At 67.8% G+C, this 17699-nt stretch carries 16 protein-coding genes; 8 read left to right on the forward strand and 8 right to left on the reverse strand.

Features of this window, described 5'->3' with window-relative positions; all coding sequences use genetic code 11:
• Positions 1–52: 52 nt before the first annotated feature.
• From bla to QT382_RS05385, 5 genes are read right to left on the reverse strand one after another with little or no spacing between them, the layout of a single operon-like run.
• Positions 53–907: a class A beta-lactamase gene (gene bla / locus QT382_RS05365; protein WP_289253010.1), complete on the reverse strand. Its 855-nt coding sequence runs from the start codon at positions 905–907 to the stop codon at positions 53–55.
• A complete protein-coding gene (gene parC, locus QT382_RS05370; RefSeq protein ID WP_289253011.1) occupies positions 907–3345 on the reverse strand; it encodes a DNA topoisomerase IV subunit A in 2439 nt (812 codons plus the stop codon). Before parC ends, bla begins: the two co-directional genes overlap by 1 nt.
• Positions 3345–3995, reverse strand: a complete 651-nt coding sequence (locus tag QT382_RS05375; protein ID WP_289253012.1) for a lytic transglycosylase domain-containing protein — start codon at positions 3993–3995, stop codon at positions 3345–3347. Before QT382_RS05375 ends, parC begins: the two co-directional genes overlap by 1 nt.
• On the reverse strand, positions 3995–4522 hold the full coding sequence (locus QT382_RS05380; RefSeq protein ID WP_289253013.1) for a GNAT family N-acetyltransferase: 528 nt from the start codon (positions 4520–4522) through the stop codon (positions 3995–3997). The genes QT382_RS05375 and QT382_RS05380 overlap by 1 nt, the downstream gene beginning before the upstream one ends.
• A gap of 7 nt (positions 4523–4529) precedes the next feature.
• Complete coding sequence (locus tag QT382_RS05385; RefSeq protein WP_289253014.1) at positions 4530–6515, reverse strand: DNA topoisomerase IV subunit B; 1986 nt, start codon at positions 6513–6515, stop codon at positions 4530–4532.
• 83 nt (positions 6516–6598) lie between these two features.
• Here QT382_RS05385 and QT382_RS05390 point away from each other — a divergent pair, with 83 nt between their 5' ends.
• From QT382_RS05390 to QT382_RS05425, 8 genes are all read left to right on the forward strand, one after another.
• Positions 6599–7990 (forward strand): amidohydrolase family protein, encoded by a 1392-nt coding sequence (locus QT382_RS05390; RefSeq protein WP_289253015.1) that lies wholly within the window; start codon positions 6599–6601, stop codon positions 7988–7990.
• 18 nt (positions 7991–8008) lie between these two features.
• Positions 8009–9229, forward strand: a complete 1221-nt coding sequence (locus QT382_RS05395; RefSeq protein WP_289253016.1) for an MFS transporter — start codon at positions 8009–8011, stop codon at positions 9227–9229.
• Positions 9226–9351: a hypothetical protein gene (locus tag QT382_RS05400; protein ID WP_289253017.1), complete on the forward strand. Its 126-nt coding sequence runs from the start codon at positions 9226–9228 to the stop codon at positions 9349–9351. Before QT382_RS05395 ends, QT382_RS05400 begins: the two co-directional genes overlap by 4 nt.
• Entirely contained in the window at positions 9348–9899 is a 552-nt protein-coding gene (locus tag QT382_RS05405; protein WP_289253018.1) for a class I SAM-dependent methyltransferase, read from the forward strand. The genes QT382_RS05400 and QT382_RS05405 overlap by 4 nt, the downstream gene beginning before the upstream one ends.
• Positions 9900–9957: 58 nt before the next feature.
• Complete coding sequence (gene dapA / locus QT382_RS05410) at positions 9958–10839, forward strand: 4-hydroxy-tetrahydrodipicolinate synthase (RefSeq protein ID WP_289253019.1); 882 nt, start codon at positions 9958–9960, stop codon at positions 10837–10839.
• An 88-nt stretch (positions 10840–10927) separates the two neighbouring features.
• A complete protein-coding gene (bamC, locus tag QT382_RS05415; protein WP_289253020.1) occupies positions 10928–12118 on the forward strand; it encodes an NlpB/DapX family lipoprotein in 1191 nt (396 codons plus the stop codon).
• 100 nt (positions 12119–12218) lie between these two features.
• Complete coding sequence (locus QT382_RS05420; RefSeq protein WP_289253021.1) at positions 12219–14798, forward strand: zinc-dependent metalloprotease; 2580 nt, start codon at positions 12219–12221, stop codon at positions 14796–14798.
• A gap of 20 nt (positions 14799–14818) precedes the next feature.
• Entirely contained in the window at positions 14819–15592 is a 774-nt protein-coding gene (locus QT382_RS05425; RefSeq protein ID WP_289253022.1) for an MBL fold metallo-hydrolase, read from the forward strand.
• A gap of 97 nt (positions 15593–15689) precedes the next feature.
• Here QT382_RS05425 and QT382_RS05430 read toward each other — a convergent pair whose 3' ends face one another.
• The 3 genes from QT382_RS05430 to QT382_RS05440 all read right to left on the reverse strand — a co-directional run bounded on the left by QT382_RS05430 (position 15690) and on the right by QT382_RS05440 (position 17674).
• Positions 15690–15884 (reverse strand): hypothetical protein, encoded by a 195-nt coding sequence (locus QT382_RS05430; RefSeq protein WP_289253023.1) that lies wholly within the window; start codon positions 15882–15884, stop codon positions 15690–15692.
• Positions 15885–16042: 158 nt separating this feature from the next.
• Entirely contained in the window at positions 16043–16540 is a 498-nt protein-coding gene (locus tag QT382_RS05435; RefSeq protein WP_289253024.1) for a hypothetical protein, read from the reverse strand.
• Positions 16541–16558: 18 nt separating this feature from the next.
• Positions 16559–17674, reverse strand: a complete 1116-nt coding sequence (locus QT382_RS05440; RefSeq protein ID WP_289253025.1) for a JmjC domain-containing protein — start codon at positions 17672–17674, stop codon at positions 16559–16561.
• Positions 17675–17699 lie beyond the last annotated feature (25 nt).

Below are 17699 nucleotides of genomic sequence, written 5' to 3' on the forward strand. Positions count from 1 at the left end.
GTTCAATGAGTACAGTTTAGACAAGCCCGGCCTCTGGGTCCGGTGTGAGAAGTCAGGGAACCTGGGTCAGCAGCCTGGCAAGCCTTGCATGCACGCCTTGCAATTCAGCCGTGAGCCGGCTCGATCCGTCGAGATAGCAGGCCATCACGACCGGCGCCCGGCCCGGCGGCCAGGCGACGGCCACGTCATTGACCGCGCCGCGGGCGCCGGTGCCGGTCTTGTCGCCGGCCTTCCAGCCCACCGGCAGGCCGGCGCGCAGGCGCTGCAGGCCGGTGCTCGATTCGCGCAGCCAGGTGGTCAAGCGATCTCGCGAGGCCTTGGAAAGCCGCTCGCCCAGCAAGAGCTTGCGCGTGCTCTCGGCCATGGCGGCCGGGCTGGTGGTGTCGCGCGGATCGCCGGGCAGGTTGCTGTTGAGCTCCAGCTCCCAGCGGTCCAGCCGCGTCACATCGTCACCCAGCTCGCGCAGGAAGCGGGTCAGGCCGGCCGGGCCCTGGATGCGTTCCAGCAGCAGATTGGCGGCCGGGTTGTCGCTGACATGGACTATGGCCGCGCAGAGCTGCGCCACCGTCAGCTCGACATGGGCCTTGTCGCCCAGGGCCGTGCCGGTGACAGGCGCATGCGAGCGCAGATCCTGCAGGCCGAAGGCAATGCGCTGATCGAGCTTCAGGCGACCGGCATCGACCTCGGCCAGCACGGCCGCGGCCAGCAGCAGCTTGAAGGTCGAGCACATCGCAAATGACTCGTCGGCGCGGTGGCTCAGCAGCACCTGGCCGGTCGAGCCATCGATGGCGCAGAAGCCGATGCGGCCGCCGACCTCGCGCTCAAGACGCGCCATCTCGTCGTCAGCCAATGCCGGCAGCGCGAAGGCCAGCGGCGCCAGGCTCAGCGAACGGCGCAGGCGGTCCATCAGGCCGCCAGCACGCGCAAGACCTTCTTGAAGCCTTCGACGGCCTTGCCCTTGCGGGCGCGCTTGCTGGCATAGCCGGCCAGCGTGGCGCCCTTGAGCGCTTCGTCCTTGAGCTTGTCGCCGCGGCCTAGGCCCAGCACCTGCAGGGCGTTGGCAAAGGCAGCCACGCTGATCAGGGCGTCCTTGGGCTCCAGGTCGATCAGGGTCAGGCCGCGGCCGCCCTTGGGCTGGTGCTTGAGCTCGTCGAGCGCATAGGTCAGCAGTCGGCCGTTCAGCGACAGGCAGGCGAGCTGCAGGCCCAGCACCTCGCCAGCGGGCACGGCGGCCGGCGGCAGGGGCTTCTCCTCGCCCTCCAGCGTCAGGAAGGTCTTGCCGGCCTTCTGGCGGCCGACCAGGTCGCCGACCTGGGCGATCAGGCCGAAGCCGCCGGTACCGGCCAGCACCAGGCGCTGCGTGGCGCCTGCAGCGTAGTAGTGGGCGATCTGGGTGCCGCTCTCCAGCTCGATCATGGTGGTGATGGGCGTGCCGTCGCCACGGCCGCCCGGCAGTACCGAGACCGGCACCGAGTAGACCCGGCCGTTGCTGCCGAACACGATCAGTGGATCGACGCTGCGGCAGGGGAAGGTGCCGTAGAGCTGGTCGCCGCTCTTGAAGCTCAGCGAGGCGGCATCGACCTCATGGCCCTTGAGCGCCCTCACCCAGCCCTTCATGGAGACGACCACCGTGACCGGCTCGTCGACGATCTTCACCTCGCTGCTGGCGCGCTTTTCTTCCTGGATCAGGGTGCGGCGCTCGTCGCCGAACTGCTTGGCATCCGCCTCGATCTCCTTGACGACGGTGCGCTTGAGCACGCCCGGGTTGCCGAGGATGTCTTGCAGCTTGGCTTGTTCATCACGCAGCTTTGCCAGCTCCTGCTCGATCTTGATCGCTTCCAGCCGGGCCAGCTGACGCAGGCGGATTTCGAGGATGTCCTCGGCCTGGCGGTCGCTCAGATTGAAGTGGGCGATCAGGGCCGGCTTGGGCTCGTCGCTCTCGCGGATGATGCGTATCACCTCGTCGATGTTCAGCAGCACCTGCTGCCGGCCTTCGAGGATGTGGATGCGGTCGTTGACCTTGCTGAGGCGGTATTCGGTGCGCCGCTGCACCGTGGCCAGGCGGTAGCCCAGCCATTCGCTGATGATCTGGCGCAGGTTCTTCTGCGTGGGCCGGCCATCGGCGCCGATCATGGTCAGGTTGACCGAGGCCGAGCTCTCCAGGCTGGTGTGGGCCAGCAGGGTGTTGATCAGGTCGGCCTGCTCGACGGTGCGGCTCTTGGGCTCGAACACCAGGCGCACCGGCGCATCCTTGCTCGATTCGTCGCGCACGCCGTCCAGCACCGCCAGCACGCTGGCCTTGAGCTGCAGCTGGTCCTGGGTCAGGGCCTTCTTGCCGGTCTTGACCTTGGGGTTGGACAGCTCCTCGATCTCTTCCAGCACCTTCTGCGAGCTGGTGCCGTGCGGAAGCTCATGGACGACCAACTGCCACTGGCCGCGGGCCAGGTCTTCGATCTTCCAGCGGGCGCGCAGCTTGAAGCTGCCGCGGCCCGAGGCATAGGCCGAGCGGATGTCGTCGCTGCTGCTGATCAATTGGCCGCCGCCGGGGAAGTCCGGGCCGGGCAGGAGCGTGTAGAGCTCGTCGTCCGACAGCTTCTCGTTCTTCAGCAACGCCACCGCCGCCGCCGCCACTTCGCGCAGGTTGTGGCTGGGCACCTCGGTGGCCAGGCCCACGGCAATGCCCGAGGCGCCGTTCAAGAGCACGAAGGGCAGGCGCGCCGGCAGCTGGCGCGGCTCTTCGGTCGAGCCGTCGTAGTTGGGCACCAGGTCGACCGTGCCTTCGTCTATCTCTTCCAGCAGCAGCTTGGCGATGGGTGCCAGGCGGGCTTCCGTGTATCGCATCGCCGCAGCGCCATCGCCATCGCGGCTGCCGAAGTTGCCGTGGCCGTCGATCAGCGGATAGCGCTGGCTGAAGTCCTGGGCCATGCGCACCAGGGCGTCATAGACCGACTGGTCGCCGTGCGGATGGAAGCGGCCGAGCACATCACCGACCACGCGGGCGCCCTTGACCGGCTTGGCGCCGGTATTGCCCGAGTAGCTCAGGCCCATGCGCTCCATCGAATACAGGATGCGGCGCTGCACCGGCTTCTGGCCGTCGCAGACATCGGGCAGGGCCCGGCCCTTGACCACCGACAGCGCATATTCCAGATAGGCCTGGCGCGCATAGTTGGCCAGGGTCAGCTGGCCGTCCTGGTCGTCGTCGCCACCGCCATTGCCGCCATCGCCACCACCGCCGGGAGGCAGGGGCGGCTCGGACGGTGGCTCTTGCGGAGGCTGCGGCGGCTCCTGCTGCGGCTGCTCGGCCTCGAAGTCGAAGGACAGGTTCTGGGGATCGTTCGGATTCATCACTCGGGACTGCTGTGTATGCGTAGGGCCTGGGCCGTGGAAGGGAGGCTGCGTTGCAGCAGCGCCCAGTACAGCTCCAGCACCAAATGGACATGGGCCTGGGTCTCGGCGATGTCGGGCATGCGGCCGCCGTTGCGGCGCACCGTGCCTTCGCCGGCGTTCCAGGCCGCCAGGGCCGCGTCGATGCGGCCGAATTTCTTGATCAGGCCGGCGAGCATCTGCGCGCCGGTGTCTATGTTGTGGCGGGGTTCGAGCAGGCGCCGGGCGCGGTCCTCGGGCGCCATGATCTGCATCAGGCCGACCGCGCCGCGCGGCGAGATGGCGTCGCGCTTGAAGCCGGATTCGACCGCGATCACGGCCTTGAGCAGCTCCATGTCCACACCATGGCGCCGCGCCGATTCGCGCAGCCAGGGCTGGACCGCCTTGACCTCGGGCGCGAACTCCAGCCAGGTCAGCAGGTCCTGGCTGCCGTCGGTCTTGCCCGGCACACGGCCCACGACGTCGTTGCGCGCACCCAGCACCAGGCTGTAGCGACCGTCCACCTGGTGGCGGGACACATGGGCCACGCCCTGTGCGTCCACATAACCCCAAAGCTGCGCATGCACCGACAGGGGCAGCAGCAGGGCCGCGGACAGAAGCAAGGACCGCATCAGCCGCCCTCCTCCTGGCCCAGGGCCACGCGGGCCTGGTACTCGCGATCCAGCATGGACATCACGATCAGGCTGTCGTAGCCATCGGCGCCGCCCGAGACCCGCACGCTCTCGCGCAGCCGGCCTTCCTCGACGAAGCCCTCGTTGCGGTACAGCTCCTGGGCCCGCAGATTGAGCGCCTTCACATCCAACCAGAAACGATGCGCCTGCAGCTGCGTGAAAGCCAGCTTCTTCAGCAGGCGGATGGAGATGCGGCCTATGCCCTGGCCCTTGGGCCCGAGCACGATGCGCTTGAGCTCGACCGAGCGATGCGGATTGCGGCAACCCTGCAGGATGACGAAGCCGGCGCGTTCCGAACCCTCTCCGACCTCGACGATGAAGTGGCGCGAATCCGGGAAGCGGATCGCGCCCTCATGCTGGGTGCGTTCCCAGGGCGTGATGAAGGGCAGGTTGGACGCGTCCTGCTCGACCGAGACCACATAGTCCAGGTCCGACAGCATGGTCGGTCGCAGGTGAACGCGGGGCATGGCTGAACTAGATGTCGATCTCGACCGAATCGCCGTGGACTTCCATCAGCTCGCGGCGGGCCGCGGCCTCGCCCTTGCCCATCAGCTGGTTCATCGCCGTCTCGGTCTGCGAGAGGTCGAAGGCACCGTAGCGGATCATGGCCAGGCGGCGGGTCTCGGGGTTCAAGGTCGTGTCCCAGAGCTGCTCGGCACTCATCTCTCCCAGGCCCTTGAAGCGGCTGATGCTCCAGGAGTTCTCGCGAGCGCCTTCCTTGCGCAGCTTGTCCAGCGTGGCGGTCAACTCGCCTTCGTCCAGCGCATAGAGCTTGGCGGCCGGCTTCTTGCCACGCGCCGGCGCATCGACGCGGTACAGCGGCGGACGAGCGACGAAGACATGGCCCAGCTCCACCAGCTTGGGGAAATGGCGGAAGAACAGCGTTAGCAGCAGCACCTGGATGTGCGAGCCATCCACGTCCGCGTCCGAGAGGATGCAGATCTTGCCGTAGCGCAGTCCGCTCACATCGGGCGAGTCGTTCTTGCCATGCGGGTCCACGCCTATGGCCACCGAGATGTCGTGGATCTCGTTGTTCTTGAACAAGAGGTCGCGCTCGACTTCCCAGGAATTCAGGACCTTGCCGCGCAGCGGCAGGATGGCCTGGGTTTCCTTGTCGCGGCCCATCTTGGCGCTGCCGCCGGCCGAGTCGCCCTCGACCAGGAAGAGCTCGTTCAGGTTCAGGTCGCGGCTTTCGCAATCGGTCAGCTTGCCGGGCAGCACGGCCACACCGGAGCCCTTGCGCTTCTCGACCTTCTGGCTGGCGCGCTGGCGCGTCTGCGCCTGCTTGATCACCAGCTCGGCCAGCTTCTTGCCATGCTCCACATGCTGGTTGAGCCAGAGCTCGAGCTGCGGCTTCACGAAGGCGGAAACGAGGCGCAAGGCATCGCGGGAGTTCAAACGCTCCTTGGTCTGACCCTGGAACTGCGGGTCCAGCACCTTGGCCGAAAGCACGAAGCTGGCGCGCGAGAACACGTCGTCCGGCATCAGCTTCACGCCCTTCGGGGTCAGGCTGTGCATCTCGATGAAGCCCTTGACTGCGCCAAAGAGGCCGTCCTTCAGGCCCGACTCATGCGTGCCGCCGGCCACCGTGGGAATCAGGTTCACATAACTCTCGCGGACCGGCGCGCCTTCTTCGGTGAAGGCCACGCACCAGGAGGCGCCCTCGCCCTCGGCGAAATTCTCGCTCTCGGCCGCGGTGGCGAACTGCTCGCCCTCGAACAGCGGGATCAGCGGGTCGTTGTTGAGCGTCTGCATCAGGTAGTCGCGCAGACCACCCTTGTAGAGCCAGGTCTGGACCTCGCCCGACTTTTCGTTCTTCAGCGTCACGGTGACGCCCGGCATCAGCACGGCCTTGCTGCGCAGCAGATGCACCAGCTCGTTCTTGGGCAGCTCCACCGCCTCGAAGTACTTGGCCTCGGGCCAGACGCGCACCGTCGTGCCCTGCTTGCGGTCGCCGCTGGCAGCGGCACGGCTCGTCACCGGCTCGACCACGTCGCCATGCTCAAACGCCAGGTTCGCCACCTGTTTCTCGCGCCAGACCTGCACCTCCAGCCGCTTGGCCAGTGCATTGGTGACCGAGACGCCGACGCCGTGCAGGCCGCCGGAGAAGCTGTAGGCGCCGCCCGAGCCCTTGTCGAACTTGCCGCCGGCATGCAGGCGCGTGAACACGATCTCGACGACCGGCACGCCTTCTTCCGGATGCAGGCCGAAGGGAATGCCGCGGCCGTCGTCGGCCACCGAGACCGAGCCGTCGGCATGCTGCGTCACGTCGATGCGCTTGCCGAAGCCGGCCAGCGCCTCGTCGGCCGCGTTGTCTATCACTTCCTGGATCACATGCAGCGGGTTGTCGGTCCGGGTGTACATGCCGGGACGCTGCTTGACCGGCTCGAGGCCCTTGAGGACGCGGATCGAGCCTTCGCCGTATTCGGCGTTGGGGGTACTGCCTTTGGATGTCGCCATGGGCGGCGATTGTAGGGAGCACCAATCACCCTTCCGGGCCGCCGGCAGGGCTTAGGATCCGCCCCCTGGCCCCTGAGTTCTCCATGCGCGTTTTCCCTGTATTTCTTGCCCTTCTGCTGACCGCCGGCCTGGCCCGGGCCCAGACCCCGGTCGAGCCTTTCAAGGCCAGCAGTGCCCTGAGCCTGGAGCTCAAGAGCGCCCGCTGGTTCGACGGCCAGGGATTCCAGAAGGCCACGCTCTACGTGGTGGACGGCAAGTTCACCCGCAAGAAGCCCAAGAAGGTCCACCGCAGCATGGACCTGAAAAGCCAGTTCCTGGTGCCGCCGCTGGCCGAGGCCCACAACCACAACCTGCAGAACGCCTGGGGCGTGGAGCAATATGCCCAGCGCTACCTGCAGGACGGTGTCTTCTATGCCGCCCTGCTCTGCGCCGACCCGGCCGGCGCCGAGGCGGCTCGCCACAAGCTGAACCAAGACGACAGCGTGGACGCAATCTTCGCCACCGCCTGCTTCACCTCGTCGGACGGCCTGCCGCTGGCCCAGCTGACCCCCGCAGCCCGCAAGGACGACAGCCAGGTCATCGTGGTGGACAGTGCGGCCGAGGCTGAGCGCAAGTGGGCCAAGGTGGCGGAGCGCAGGCCCGACCTGGTCAAGATCATGCTGGCCCATGCCGACCGGCCCGAGCTGCGCGGCCGCTCCGACCAGTTCGGGCGCCTCGGCCTGAATCCCGACACCGCTGCCACCCTGGTGCGGCTGGCGCACCGCGATGGACTGCGCGTGGTCGCCCATGTGGACAGCCCGGCAGATTTCGACCTGGCACTGCGGATCGGCGTGGACCTGATCGCCGACCTGCCGGGCTATTTCAATCCACCGGGCGAGGACCCCGAGAAGATGCTGCTCAAGCCAGAGTCGGCCCAGCAGGCGGCGCGGCTCAAGGTGCCGGTGATCACGACGACCGCGGCCACCAGCCAGTTCCCGCTATCGCCGGCCCTGCTCGAGAAGCTGCGCAGCGTGCAGCGCCGCAATCTGGAAAGGCTCAAGGCGGCCGGCGCCCCGGTGCTGGTCGGCTCCGACCTGTTCAACGGCACGGTGCAGGCCGAGCTGCGCCAGTTGCACGAGTTCGGCGTGTTCGGTACCGCCGAGCTCCTGAAGATCGCCACCATGGACACGCCGCAGGCCCTGTTCCCAAAGCGCCGCATAGGCTGCTTCGATGAAGGCTGCGAGGCCAGCTTCCTGCTGCTGGGCAAGGACCCCTTGCAGGACGCCACGGCCATTGCCATGCCGCTGCTGCGAGTGATGCAGGGCCGCATCCTGAGCCAGATGGACGGCGTGGCCGACGGCGATGCGCCCGCCGGCATCAGCACCGATGGCGGCGCCAAGAAAGGTAGCAAGCCGGCGGCCAAGAAGCAGCCGGCGCCGGCCAGGGCAAAACCTGCCCCCAAGGCTTCCACCCGCGCCCCGGCAAGGGTTTCCTGATCTGGCTACATTGGCCCGATGCAGAACGCCGCCCCCACCCCAGCCAAGCTGTCCATGAACCAGGTGCTGCTGTGCGGCGCCCTGATCGTGACCCTGTCCATGGGCATACGCCACGGCTTCGGCCTGTGGCTGCAGCCGATCACCATGGAACGGGGCTGGACCCGCGAGACCTTCGCCTTCGCCCTGGCCATCCAGAACATCGCCTGGGGCGCGGCCGGCCCGTTCGCCGGCATGCTGGCCGACCGGTTCGGCGCTTTCCGGGTGCTGCTGGTCGGCGCCCTGCTCTATGCGCTGGGCCTGGTGCTGATGGCCTTGTCCACCTCGGGCCTGGCCTTCACCGGCAGCGCCGGCCTGCTGATAGGCCTGGCCCAGTCGGGCACGACCTATGCCATCGTCTACGGCGTCATCGGCCGCAACGTGGCCGCCGAGAAGCGCAGCTGGGCCATGGGCGTGGCGGCCGCGGCCGGTTCCTTCGGCCAGTTCCTGATGGTGCCGGTGGAGAACTGGCTGATCGCCGGCACCGGCTGGCAGAACGCCCTCTTCTACCTGGCCCTGGCGGCCCTCTTGATACTGCCGCTGGCCTTCGGCCTGCGCGAGCCCAAGGGCCAGGCGGTTGCCGGCCATCAGCAGAGCATCGGCCAGGCGCTGCGCGAGGCCTTCGGCTACCGCAGCTTCCAGTTGCTGATGGCGGGCTACTTCGTCTGCGGCTTTCAGGTGGTCTTCATCGGCGTCCACATGCCCAGCTACCTGAAGGACCATGGGCTGAGCCCCCAGGTCGCCACCTATGCCCTGGCCCTGATCGGCCTGTTCAACGTGTTCGGCACCTATGCGGCCGGCACGCTGGGACAGCGCATCCCCAAGCGCTACCTGCTGTCGGGCATCTATGCCCTGCGCTCGGTGGCCATCGTGGCCTTCCTGCTGGCGCCGCTGACGCCGATGAGCGTCTACATCTTCTCGGCCGTGATGGGCGTGCTGTGGCTGTCCACCGTGCCGCCGACCAATGCGGTCGTGGCCCAGATCTTCGGCGTGCAGCACATGTCCATGCTGGGCGGCTTCGTGTTCTTCAGCCACCAGATCGGCAGCTTCCTGGGCGTCTGGCTGGGCGGCAAGCTCTACGACGCCTCGGGCAGCTACGACATCGTCTGGTACCTGGCCGTGGCCCTGGGCGTGGGCGCGGCCCTGATCAACCTGCCGGTGCGCGAAGGCGCCATCGCCCGGCCGCAGCTGGCCACGCCGTGAAGCTCAGGCAGGGCCTGCTGTACCTGGGCCTGGCGCTGGCGCTGGCCCTGGTCTTCATCGCCTATCTGCAGCCCTCGCTGATGCAGCAACTGGCCGACCAGGTCTGGTCCTGCTTCGGATGAGCGCGCCCTCGCCCTGGCTCCTGCGCTGGCCCGAGGCACTTCGCCCCGGTGCCACGGCGCTGGACCTCGCCTGCGGCTCAGGCCGGCATCTGCGCCACCTGGCCGCGGCCGGCATGCGGGTCACCGGCGTGGACCGCGACGCAGCCGCCGTCGAGCCGCTGCGCCCGCTGGGCGAAATTGTCGTGGCCGACATCGAGAACGGCCCCTGGCCGCTGCAAGGCCGGCGCTTCGACCTGGTGCTGGTCGCCAATTACCTGTGGCGGCCGCTGTTGCCCCGCATCGTCGAGGCCGTGGCCGAGGGCGGTTGGCTGGTCTACGAGACCTTTGCCGATGGGCAGCAGACGGTCGGCCGGCCGGCGCGGCCCGACTTCCTGCTGCAAGCCGGCGAGCTTTTGAAGGTCTGCCAAGGCCTGACGGTGGTCGGCTACGAACATGGTTGGGAGCCGCTGGAAGGCGATGCGGTCAACGGCCGCTACGTGCAGCGCGTTGCCGCCGTTCGGCCCGCGTCCGGCGGGCCGGACCACCCTCGCCACCGGCTCCCGGCCTGAACCGGGCCGACCGGCGGCGCTGAGTAGAATCCGCCATCCGCAAGAAAGCTTCTCCCCCATGGAACCCATTGTTGGCAGCATCGTCGCGCTCATCACGCCGATGCGCGAAGACGGCAGCATCGACGAACCGGCGCTGCGCGCCCTGATCGACTGGCACATCGCCGAAGGCACGAACTGCATCGGCGTGGTCGGCACCACCGGCGAATCGCCCACGGTCAGCATGGAGGAGAACCGCGAGATCATCCGCATCGCGGTCGAGCATGCCAAGGGCCGCGTGCCCATCCTGGCCGGCACCGGCGCCAACTCCACGGCCGAGGCCATCGAGCTGAGCCGCTACGCCAAGGCGGTCGGCGCCGACGCCACGCTGTCGGTCGTGCCCTACTACAACAAGCCTTCGCAGGAGGGCATCTACCAGCATTTCAAGGCCATCGCCGAGGCGGTGGACATCCCGATGATGCTGTACAACGTGCCCGGCCGTACCGTGGCCGATATGGCACCGGAGACCACGCTGCGCTGCGCCTCGCTGCCCGGCGTGTTCGGCGTCAAGGAGGCCACCGGCAACATCGAGCGCGCCGCCTGGCTGATCAAGAACGCCCCCCAGGGCTTCTCGATCTATTCCGGCGACGACGGCACGGCCGTCGCCCTGATGCTGCTGGGCGGCCACGGCAATGTGAGCGTCACCGCCAATGTGGCGCCGCGCGCCATGAGCGAGCTCTGCAAGGCCGCCCTGGCCGGCAATGTGCGCGAAGCCACCCGCATCCATTTCCAGCTGCTCTCCCTGCACAAGCAGCTGTTCTGCGAGCCCAGCCCGGCGCCGACCAAGTGGGCGCTGAACCGTCTGGGCCGCATCGGCAAGACGCTGCGCCTGCCCATCACCGACCTCACCGCTGCCGGCCAGGCCAGCGTCGAGGCGGCGATGCGCGAAGCCGGCCTGCTCTGACCCCGACCTGAGCTTCCCGGCGGCGCCTCCGTCTTCTGCTCTAATCGCTCCCTTATCGTGACCCGGCACTGCCGCGGAGATTCCTAGCGTGATCCGTAACCATCCCGTTTCCAAGCAGGCCGTGCTGCGTCTCTCGACGCTGGGCCTGGCCGTCGCCGCCTTGACCAGCCTGGGTGCCTGCAGCGCCTTTTCGGGCCTAGTCTCCGGCGACAAGGTCGACTACCGCACCGGCGCCCGCCAGACCGTGGGCCTGGACGTGCCGCCCGACCTGACCCAGCTGTCGCGCGACGCACGCGGCCAGATGATCCAGGGCGGCACCATCACCGCCTCGGCGCTGCAACAACAGCAGACCAGCACCGCTGCCGCCGTTCCGGCCGCAGACAAGGTGGCTCTGGACCGCATCGGCGAACTGCGCGTCGAGCGCAACGGCAACGACCGCTGGCTGTTCAGCCCGCAGACGCCCGAGCAGGTCTGGCCGACCGTGCGCGGCTTCTGGCTGGACCAGGGCTTCGAGATTTCCGTCGAGCAGCCCGAACTGGGCGTGATGGAAACCAGCTGGAACGAGAACCGCGCCAAGCTGCCGCAGGACTTCCTGCGCAAGAGCCTGGGCTGGCTGATCGACGGCATGTATTCCACCGGCGAGCGCGACAAGTACCGCGTCAGCCTGGAGCGCGGTGCCAAGGGCGGCACCGAGATCCGCGTGGTGCATCGCGGCATGCAGGAGGTCTACACCGGCAGCTCGGAATCCAAGAGCACGGGCTGGCAGGCCCGCCCGAACGACCCGTCGCTGGAATCCGAGATGATTTCGCGCCTGCTGCTGCGCCTGGGCGGCCGTCAGGAGCAAGCCAAGGCCGCCGCGCTGACCGTGGCCTCGGCCGCCTCGGCCGCGCCGACCGCTGCCGACGCCCTGTTGCCCGGTGCCTCGCGCCGTCCGCTGAGCGAAGTGCCCAACCAGCTGCAGGTCAACGAAGGCTTTGAGCGCGCCTGGCGCCGCGTCGGCCAGTCGCTGGACCGTCATGGCTTCACCATCGAAGACCGTGACCGCAGCCAGGGCCTGTTCTTCCTGCGCTACGCCGATCCCAACATGGTCGGCAAGGAAGAAGCCAACTTCTTCGCCAAGCTGTTCGGCGCCAAGGATTCGACCGCCTCGCGCTACCGCGTTTCGGTCAAGTCCGAGGGCGAGAAGAGCACGGTCATGGTGCTGGACGACAAGGGCCAGCAACAGACCAACGAGAATGCCAAGCGCATCCTCGGCCTGCTGATGGACGATCTGCGCTGATTCCGAACCTGTTTCGTTAGCAGCGGCTCGGCGGCCCGGTGATCAGCACCGCGCCGCCGTTTCTTTTTTGTCGGGGCATCGCCCCGGAGGGAGTCACACCATGAACAAGACGAACCCGGCCATCAAGAGCCGCGTCTGCGCCCTGGGCCTGAGCTTGCTGCTGAGCCTGCCAGCCTTCGCGCAGGTCCCCGCTCCACCATCCAACCCGGCTTCGGCACCGGCACCCAGCGCCGCCCTTGCGGCCATGGCCGCCATGGCCGCCGCGGCCGCCGGCCAACCCGGTGACCCGCGCCCCTACGAGCGCGTGATCACGTCCGAAGCCAACACCCAGCGGGGCCTGGTGACGGTCCACATGGTCAAGGGCAAGCTGTATTTCGAGATTCCCAAGGCCTTGCTGGGCCAGCCGCTGCTGATGGTGGCCACGGCCACCACGGTGCCGGCCGGCGTCGAGCACGTGGGCCGCAGCCTGAACCAGCAGCTGTTCAGCTTCCAGCTGAAGAACAACAAGATCCTGCTGCAAGGCGTCTCTCACGCCTTCGTCAGCCCGCCGGGCCAGGGCCTGGCCGGCGCGGTGCAGGACTCGCAGCGGGAGGCCATCCTGCTGTCGCTGCCCGTCGAGGCCTTCGCCAAGTCGGGCGCGCCGGTCATCGAGGTGACGCGCCTGTTCACCAGCGAATGGGGTGAATTCGCCACCCGCACCGCGCTGCGCGCCAGCGGCCTTGACAGCAGCCGCAGCCAGGTCGAGCAGTTCAAGTCCTTCGCCGAGAGCGTGCGCGTGGACGCGGTCCATACCTATTCCTTCGGTGGCGCGCCGGTGCTGCCCGGCCTGCCGGTGGTGGCGCCCGCCGCCCCGGCCCGCAGCGGCACGGTGGACGTGGCCTACAACCTTGTGCGTCTGCCTGCCGAGGCGATGAAGCCCCGTCTGGCCGATGACCGCATCGGCTACGGTGACGTGCGCCGCGTCGGCTTTGCCGGCAGCGTGCATGGCAGCAAGCCGCAGCGCCTGATCACCCGCTGGCGTCTGGAGAAGAAGGAACCGGCAGCCGAGCTCAGCGAGCCGGTCAAGCCCCTGGTCTGGTACATGGACAAGGCCACGCCGGAATGGCTCTTGCCCCATATCAAGCGCGGCGTCGAGGCCTGGAATGTCGCCTTCGAAGCGGCCGGTTTCAAGAACGCGGTGCAGGCCCGTCCGTTCCCGACCAAGGACGAGGACGCGCAGTTCGACGCCGAGGACCTGCGCTACAACATCATCCGCTGGGTGCCCTCGGCCACGGCCAATGCCTACAGCCAGCCGATCACCGACCCGCGCAGCGGCGAGATCCTGAACGCCAGCGTCGTGCTGTTCCACAACATCACGACCCTGCAGCGCAACTGGTACGTGGTGCAGGCCGGCGCGGTCGATCCGCGGGCCCAGAAGCTGCCGCTGCCGGACGACCTGATGGGCGAGCTGATCACCTATGTGGTCACCCATGAGATGGGCCATGCCCTGGGCTTCCCGCACAACATGAAGTCCAGCTCGCTGTACCCGACCGAGAAGCTGCGCGATCCGGCCTGGCTGAAGCAGATGGGCCATGTGGCGTCGATCATGGACTACAGCCGCTTCAACTACCTGGTCCAGCCCGAAGACAAGGTCGACCCGGCGCTGCTGATTCCGCGCGTCGGCCCCTATGACCTGTTCGCCACCAAGTGGGGCTACACCCCGCTGCCCGACGCCGCCACGCCCGAGGACGAGAAGGCCCAGCTCAATGCCTGGCTGCTGGAGCAGGACCGCAAGCCCTGGCTGCGCTTCACTTCGCCCGGCCGCGGTGGCGATGCCGGCGAGAGCATGGAGGCGGTCGGTGATGCCGATCCGGTCCTGGCCACGACGCTGGGCTTGAAGAACCTGCAGCGCATCGTCAAGCGCCTGCCCGCCATGGGCCTGCAGGCCGGCGAGGACGACCAGGTGCTGGCTGAGCTCTACGGCGCGGTCTGGAGCCAGTGGACGCTCGAACTGATCCACGTGATGAACCAGGTCGGGGGCTACGACACCCAGAACAAGCATGGCGACCAGCCGGGAGCGACCTTCCAGGCCTTGGATCGCCAGCGCCAGTCGCGTGCCGTGCGCTTCCTGGCCGAGCAGTTGTTCGCCACGCCGCAATGGCTGTTCGAGCCCGGTGTCACCGAACGGCTGCAGCCTGAAATGCCCTCGCAGCGCCTGCTGCTCAACCAGCGCGGCGCCCTCGCCGCCCTGCTGGATCGCAGCCGCCTGCAGCGCCTGCAGGACCAGGAGCTGAGCCTGGGCGACAAGGCCTACAAGCTGCCGCTGCTGTTGGCCGACCTGCGCCAGACCTTGCTCGCCGAGCTGAGCCCGGGCCAGCCGGTCCCCAGCCAGCTGCGCCGCCGCGTCCATCGCCTCTATGTCGAGCAACTGGGCAGCCTGCTCAGTGCCGACGAGGCCCGCACCGAGGTCCGCACCGAGATGAAGGCGCTGGAGCGGCAGTTCGGCGCCGCCGCGCTGCGCAGTGCCAAGGAACCGCTGCTGCAGGCGCATTGGGAGCAGCTGCAGGACCTGGTCCGCAAGGCGCTGGATCCGCAGCCGGGCAACAACATCTCGCCGCTGGCCGCCCTGCTGCAGCAAGCGGCCGGCCGCAGCTTCGCCCACGAGGATCATCAGGACGTCTGCTGGCCGACCGGTCAATGAGTATTGGGGAGTAGCGCGCGATGCGCTTTTGCAGCCTGGGCAGCGGCAGCGGCGGCAACGGCACCCTGGTCGAGGCCAGCCAGGGCATCACCAGCACGCAGCTGCTGATCGACTGCGGATTCAGCCAGCGCGAGCTGGTCCGCCGCCTGGAGCGGGCGGGCAGCTCGCCCGATCAGCTGGCCGGCATCTTCATCACCCATGAGCACGGCGACCACATAGGCTGCGCCCTGGGATTCGCGATGCGCTGGCGCATCCCGCTGTGGATGAGTCGCGGCACCTGGCGCCGCGTCGGCAGCGAAGACTTCGATGCCGCCCTGCTGCACCTCACCAAGGACGGCGATCAGCTGGCCCTGGGCGACCTGGAGTTGAGGCCCTTCTCGGTTCCGCACGACGCCGAGGAGCCCTTGCAGCTGCGGCTGGGCGATGGGCGGCATTCACTGGGCGTACTGACCGACGTCGGCTCGGTCACCCAGCATCTGCTGGACTCGCTGCAGGGCTGTGACGCATTGCTGCTGGAGTGCAATCACGATGAGGAGATGCTGAAAACCTCCAGCTATCCCTACCCGCTCAAGCGCCGCATCCTCGGGAGCCACGGTCATCTATCGAATGCGACAGCCGCCGAGATCCTGGCGCAATGCCAGCACGCCGGCCTGGGCCGCGTGGTGGCCGCCCACCTCAGTGCCCAGAACAACCGCCCCGAGCTGGCGCTGGCCGCGCTGGAGCCTGTCATGGCGCAGGCGCGCCTGGAGGTGGCCGACCAGCAGACCGGCACGCCCTGGTTCCCGCTCGGTTGAGCGGCAGGCCGCCAACAAAAAGAGCTGCTCACGCAGCCCAGAAAAGCAAAAGCCGCCTGGCTTGCACCAAGCGGCTTTGCAGTGATCGGAGAGCCGATTACTTGCTGGCAGCAGCCGAAGCGGCGTCAGCGGCGGGAGCCGAAGCTTCCATGGCCGGGGCCGAAGCGACTTCCGAAGCGGCGGGAGCCGGAGCAGCGGCGGGGGCCGGAGCCGGGGCAGCTTCTTCCTTCTTGCCGCAGGCGGCCAGAGCAACAGCAGCCACCAGGGAGGCCAACAGGATCGACTTTTTCATCACTTTTCCTCAGATCTGATTGACGAAGAACTAATTACCGGTAATTTTTGAAGTACCCCGCTATCGAGATATCGGGCCACTTCATAAAAAAAGGTATGGAAGCCTCGAGCGCCTCCAACACCTAGCCGGCGATTGTAGCGGCAGTTTGGAAGTCGACCTCAAAGTCCCAAGGTGCTGGCGCCGAAGGACTCGCTGGATCGTTGCTCAATTGCATCAAACCACTGCCGGCTGAGCAGCTCATCGCCTCGCACGCCTTCGGTCGGTGCGCTCAGCGCACCGCGCCAATGATCGGCATCGAACAAGCGCACGCAGGCAGCGCCCGGCGCCAGCATCAGGGCCTGGAGATCAGCGCCGCTGAGCAGGTCCGCATCGAAGGCCCCGGCCTTGATGAGGTGATCCCAGTTGCGGCGCCATTGGACAAAGCGGGGATGGCGCTGGCGCAGCGAGTCGAACTGGGGCGCGAGCAGATGCAGCCGACGATGGGGCCGTGCCCAGCGGGTCAGCAGGTCCAGCACTTCGACATCGGACAAGGGCCAATGGACGAAGTCCGCGTCCAGCCAGAACAGCTCGCGCGCCTCGCGTTCCAGCGCCAGCTCCAGCCCCTGGCGCACGGCGGCCACGAAGGCCTCGCGCCCAGCGAAGATGCCCTGCTCCATCGCGTTCTCCCCGTGTTCTCAGGCGGGCTGAACCCAGCCGTCTTCGCACCATTGGTCGAGCAGGTCGCGCGCGCCCTCCGACAGGGACGCCACCTCGCCGGCCTCCAGCTGGCGCGCATCGGCCAGCCGCTTCATCAGCCTGAAATCCTTGCCACCGGCCCGGTAGGACTCGCCGTTGATGAACACATGGTCGGCGTCGTAGAGCATGCGGCTGCGCCGGTCCAGCGCAATGCCGCGCCCGTCGGCCAGAGATTCGCCGGGCATGAAGAAGACGCGCGGCTTGGGCTCGGTCAGCGCCTCGCCCAGCGAGCGTTCCAGCGCGCGCGGTTCGCGCAGGGCTCGCTCAGCGGCGTCACGGGCAAAGTTTTGTAAAGCCATCGGGATCAAGCCCGGATTGACAGTCGCCTCCTGTTTGGGGTCGGCATACATGCGGTTGGCACGAGGCTCGTCCTCGTCGTCCATCAGGCGCTGCAGCAGCTCCTGGGCCAGCTCGGCACGCCAGGGCGAGCGGAAGCCGACCGAGCAGGTCATGCAGTCGCCGCCGACGGCCACGCCGTCATGGGCCCAACCCGGCGGCAGGTAGAGCATGTCGCCGGGCTCCAGCACGAAGTCCTGCTCAGGCTCGAAGTTGGCAATGATCTTCAGCGGCACGTCCTCGCGCATCACCGCATTCTTCTGCTCGGCGATGCGCCAACGGCGCCGGCCGGCGACCTGGATCAGGAACACGTCGTAAGAATCGAAATGCGGACCGACGCCGCCGCCGTCACTGGCGTAGGAGAGCATCAGATCATCCAGGCGCGCCTCGGGGCCGAAGCGGAAGCGATCCAGCAACTCCCGCGCCGCCTGGCAGTGCTGCTCCAGGCCCTGGACCAGCACGGTCCAGCCGGGCTTGGAGAACGGCGGCAGCGTGGCCACCGGCCCCTGCTTCAGCTGCCAGCGACCGCCGAAGGCCGTGACCAGGCGCGCTTCCACATCCTCGTCGGCCGCCAGCGCGACCAGCGTCTTGCGATCCACTGGTGGCGTGATGCCAGGCAAGGCCTGGCGCACCAGCAGCGGCTTCTTCTGCCAGTACTTGCGCATGAACTGGGCCGGTGAAAGGCCGCCCAGCAACTCGTTGCTTGCAGTGATGTCCATGGCCGGCATTCTGCCCGCGGCCCGT

Origin of the sequence: Pelomonas sp. SE-A7, assembly GCF_030345705.1 — a bacterium.
Classification (GTDB): Bacteria; Pseudomonadota; Gammaproteobacteria; order Burkholderiales; family Burkholderiaceae_C; genus JAUASW01.

What these genes read in the sequence shown, in the direction of transcription:
- QT382_RS05425 (WP_289253022.1), top strand. Translation starts at nt 14,819, where the DNA reads ATGCGCTTTTGCAGCCTGGGCAGCGGCAGCGGCGGCAACGGCACCCTG.
- QT382_RS05385 (WP_289253014.1), bottom strand. Translation starts at nt 6,515, where the DNA reads ATGGCGACATCCAAAGGCAGTACCCCCAACGCCGAATACGGCGAAGGC.
- QT382_RS05395 (WP_289253016.1), top strand. Translation starts at nt 8,009, where the DNA reads ATGCAGAACGCCGCCCCCACCCCAGCCAAGCTGTCCATGAACCAGGTG.
- bla (WP_289253010.1), bottom strand. Translation starts at nt 907, where the DNA reads ATGGACCGCCTGCGCCGTTCGCTGAGCCTGGCGCCGCTGGCCTTCGCG.
- QT382_RS05390 (WP_289253015.1), top strand. Translation starts at nt 6,599, where the DNA reads ATGCGCGTTTTCCCTGTATTTCTTGCCCTTCTGCTGACCGCCGGCCTG.
- dapA (WP_289253019.1), top strand. Translation starts at nt 9,958, where the DNA reads ATGGAACCCATTGTTGGCAGCATCGTCGCGCTCATCACGCCGATGCGC.
- QT382_RS05440 (WP_289253025.1), bottom strand. Translation starts at nt 17,674, where the DNA reads ATGGACATCACTGCAAGCAACGAGTTGCTGGGCGGCCTTTCACCGGCC.
- parC (WP_289253011.1), bottom strand. Translation starts at nt 3,345, where the DNA reads ATGAATCCGAACGATCCCCAGAACCTGTCCTTCGACTTCGAGGCCGAG.
- QT382_RS05375 (WP_289253012.1), bottom strand. Translation starts at nt 3,995, where the DNA reads ATGCGGTCCTTGCTTCTGTCCGCGGCCCTGCTGCTGCCCCTGTCGGTG.
- QT382_RS05380 (WP_289253013.1), bottom strand. Translation starts at nt 4,522, where the DNA reads ATGCCCCGCGTTCACCTGCGACCGACCATGCTGTCGGACCTGGACTAT.
- QT382_RS05420 (WP_289253021.1), top strand. Translation starts at nt 12,219, where the DNA reads ATGAACAAGACGAACCCGGCCATCAAGAGCCGCGTCTGCGCCCTGGGC.
- QT382_RS05430 (WP_289253023.1), bottom strand. Translation starts at nt 15,884, where the DNA reads ATGAAAAAGTCGATCCTGTTGGCCTCCCTGGTGGCTGCTGTTGCTCTG.
- QT382_RS05435 (WP_289253024.1), bottom strand. Translation starts at nt 16,540, where the DNA reads ATGGAGCAGGGCATCTTCGCTGGGCGCGAGGCCTTCGTGGCCGCCGTG.
- QT382_RS05405 (WP_289253018.1), top strand. Translation starts at nt 9,348, where the DNA reads ATGAGCGCGCCCTCGCCCTGGCTCCTGCGCTGGCCCGAGGCACTTCGC.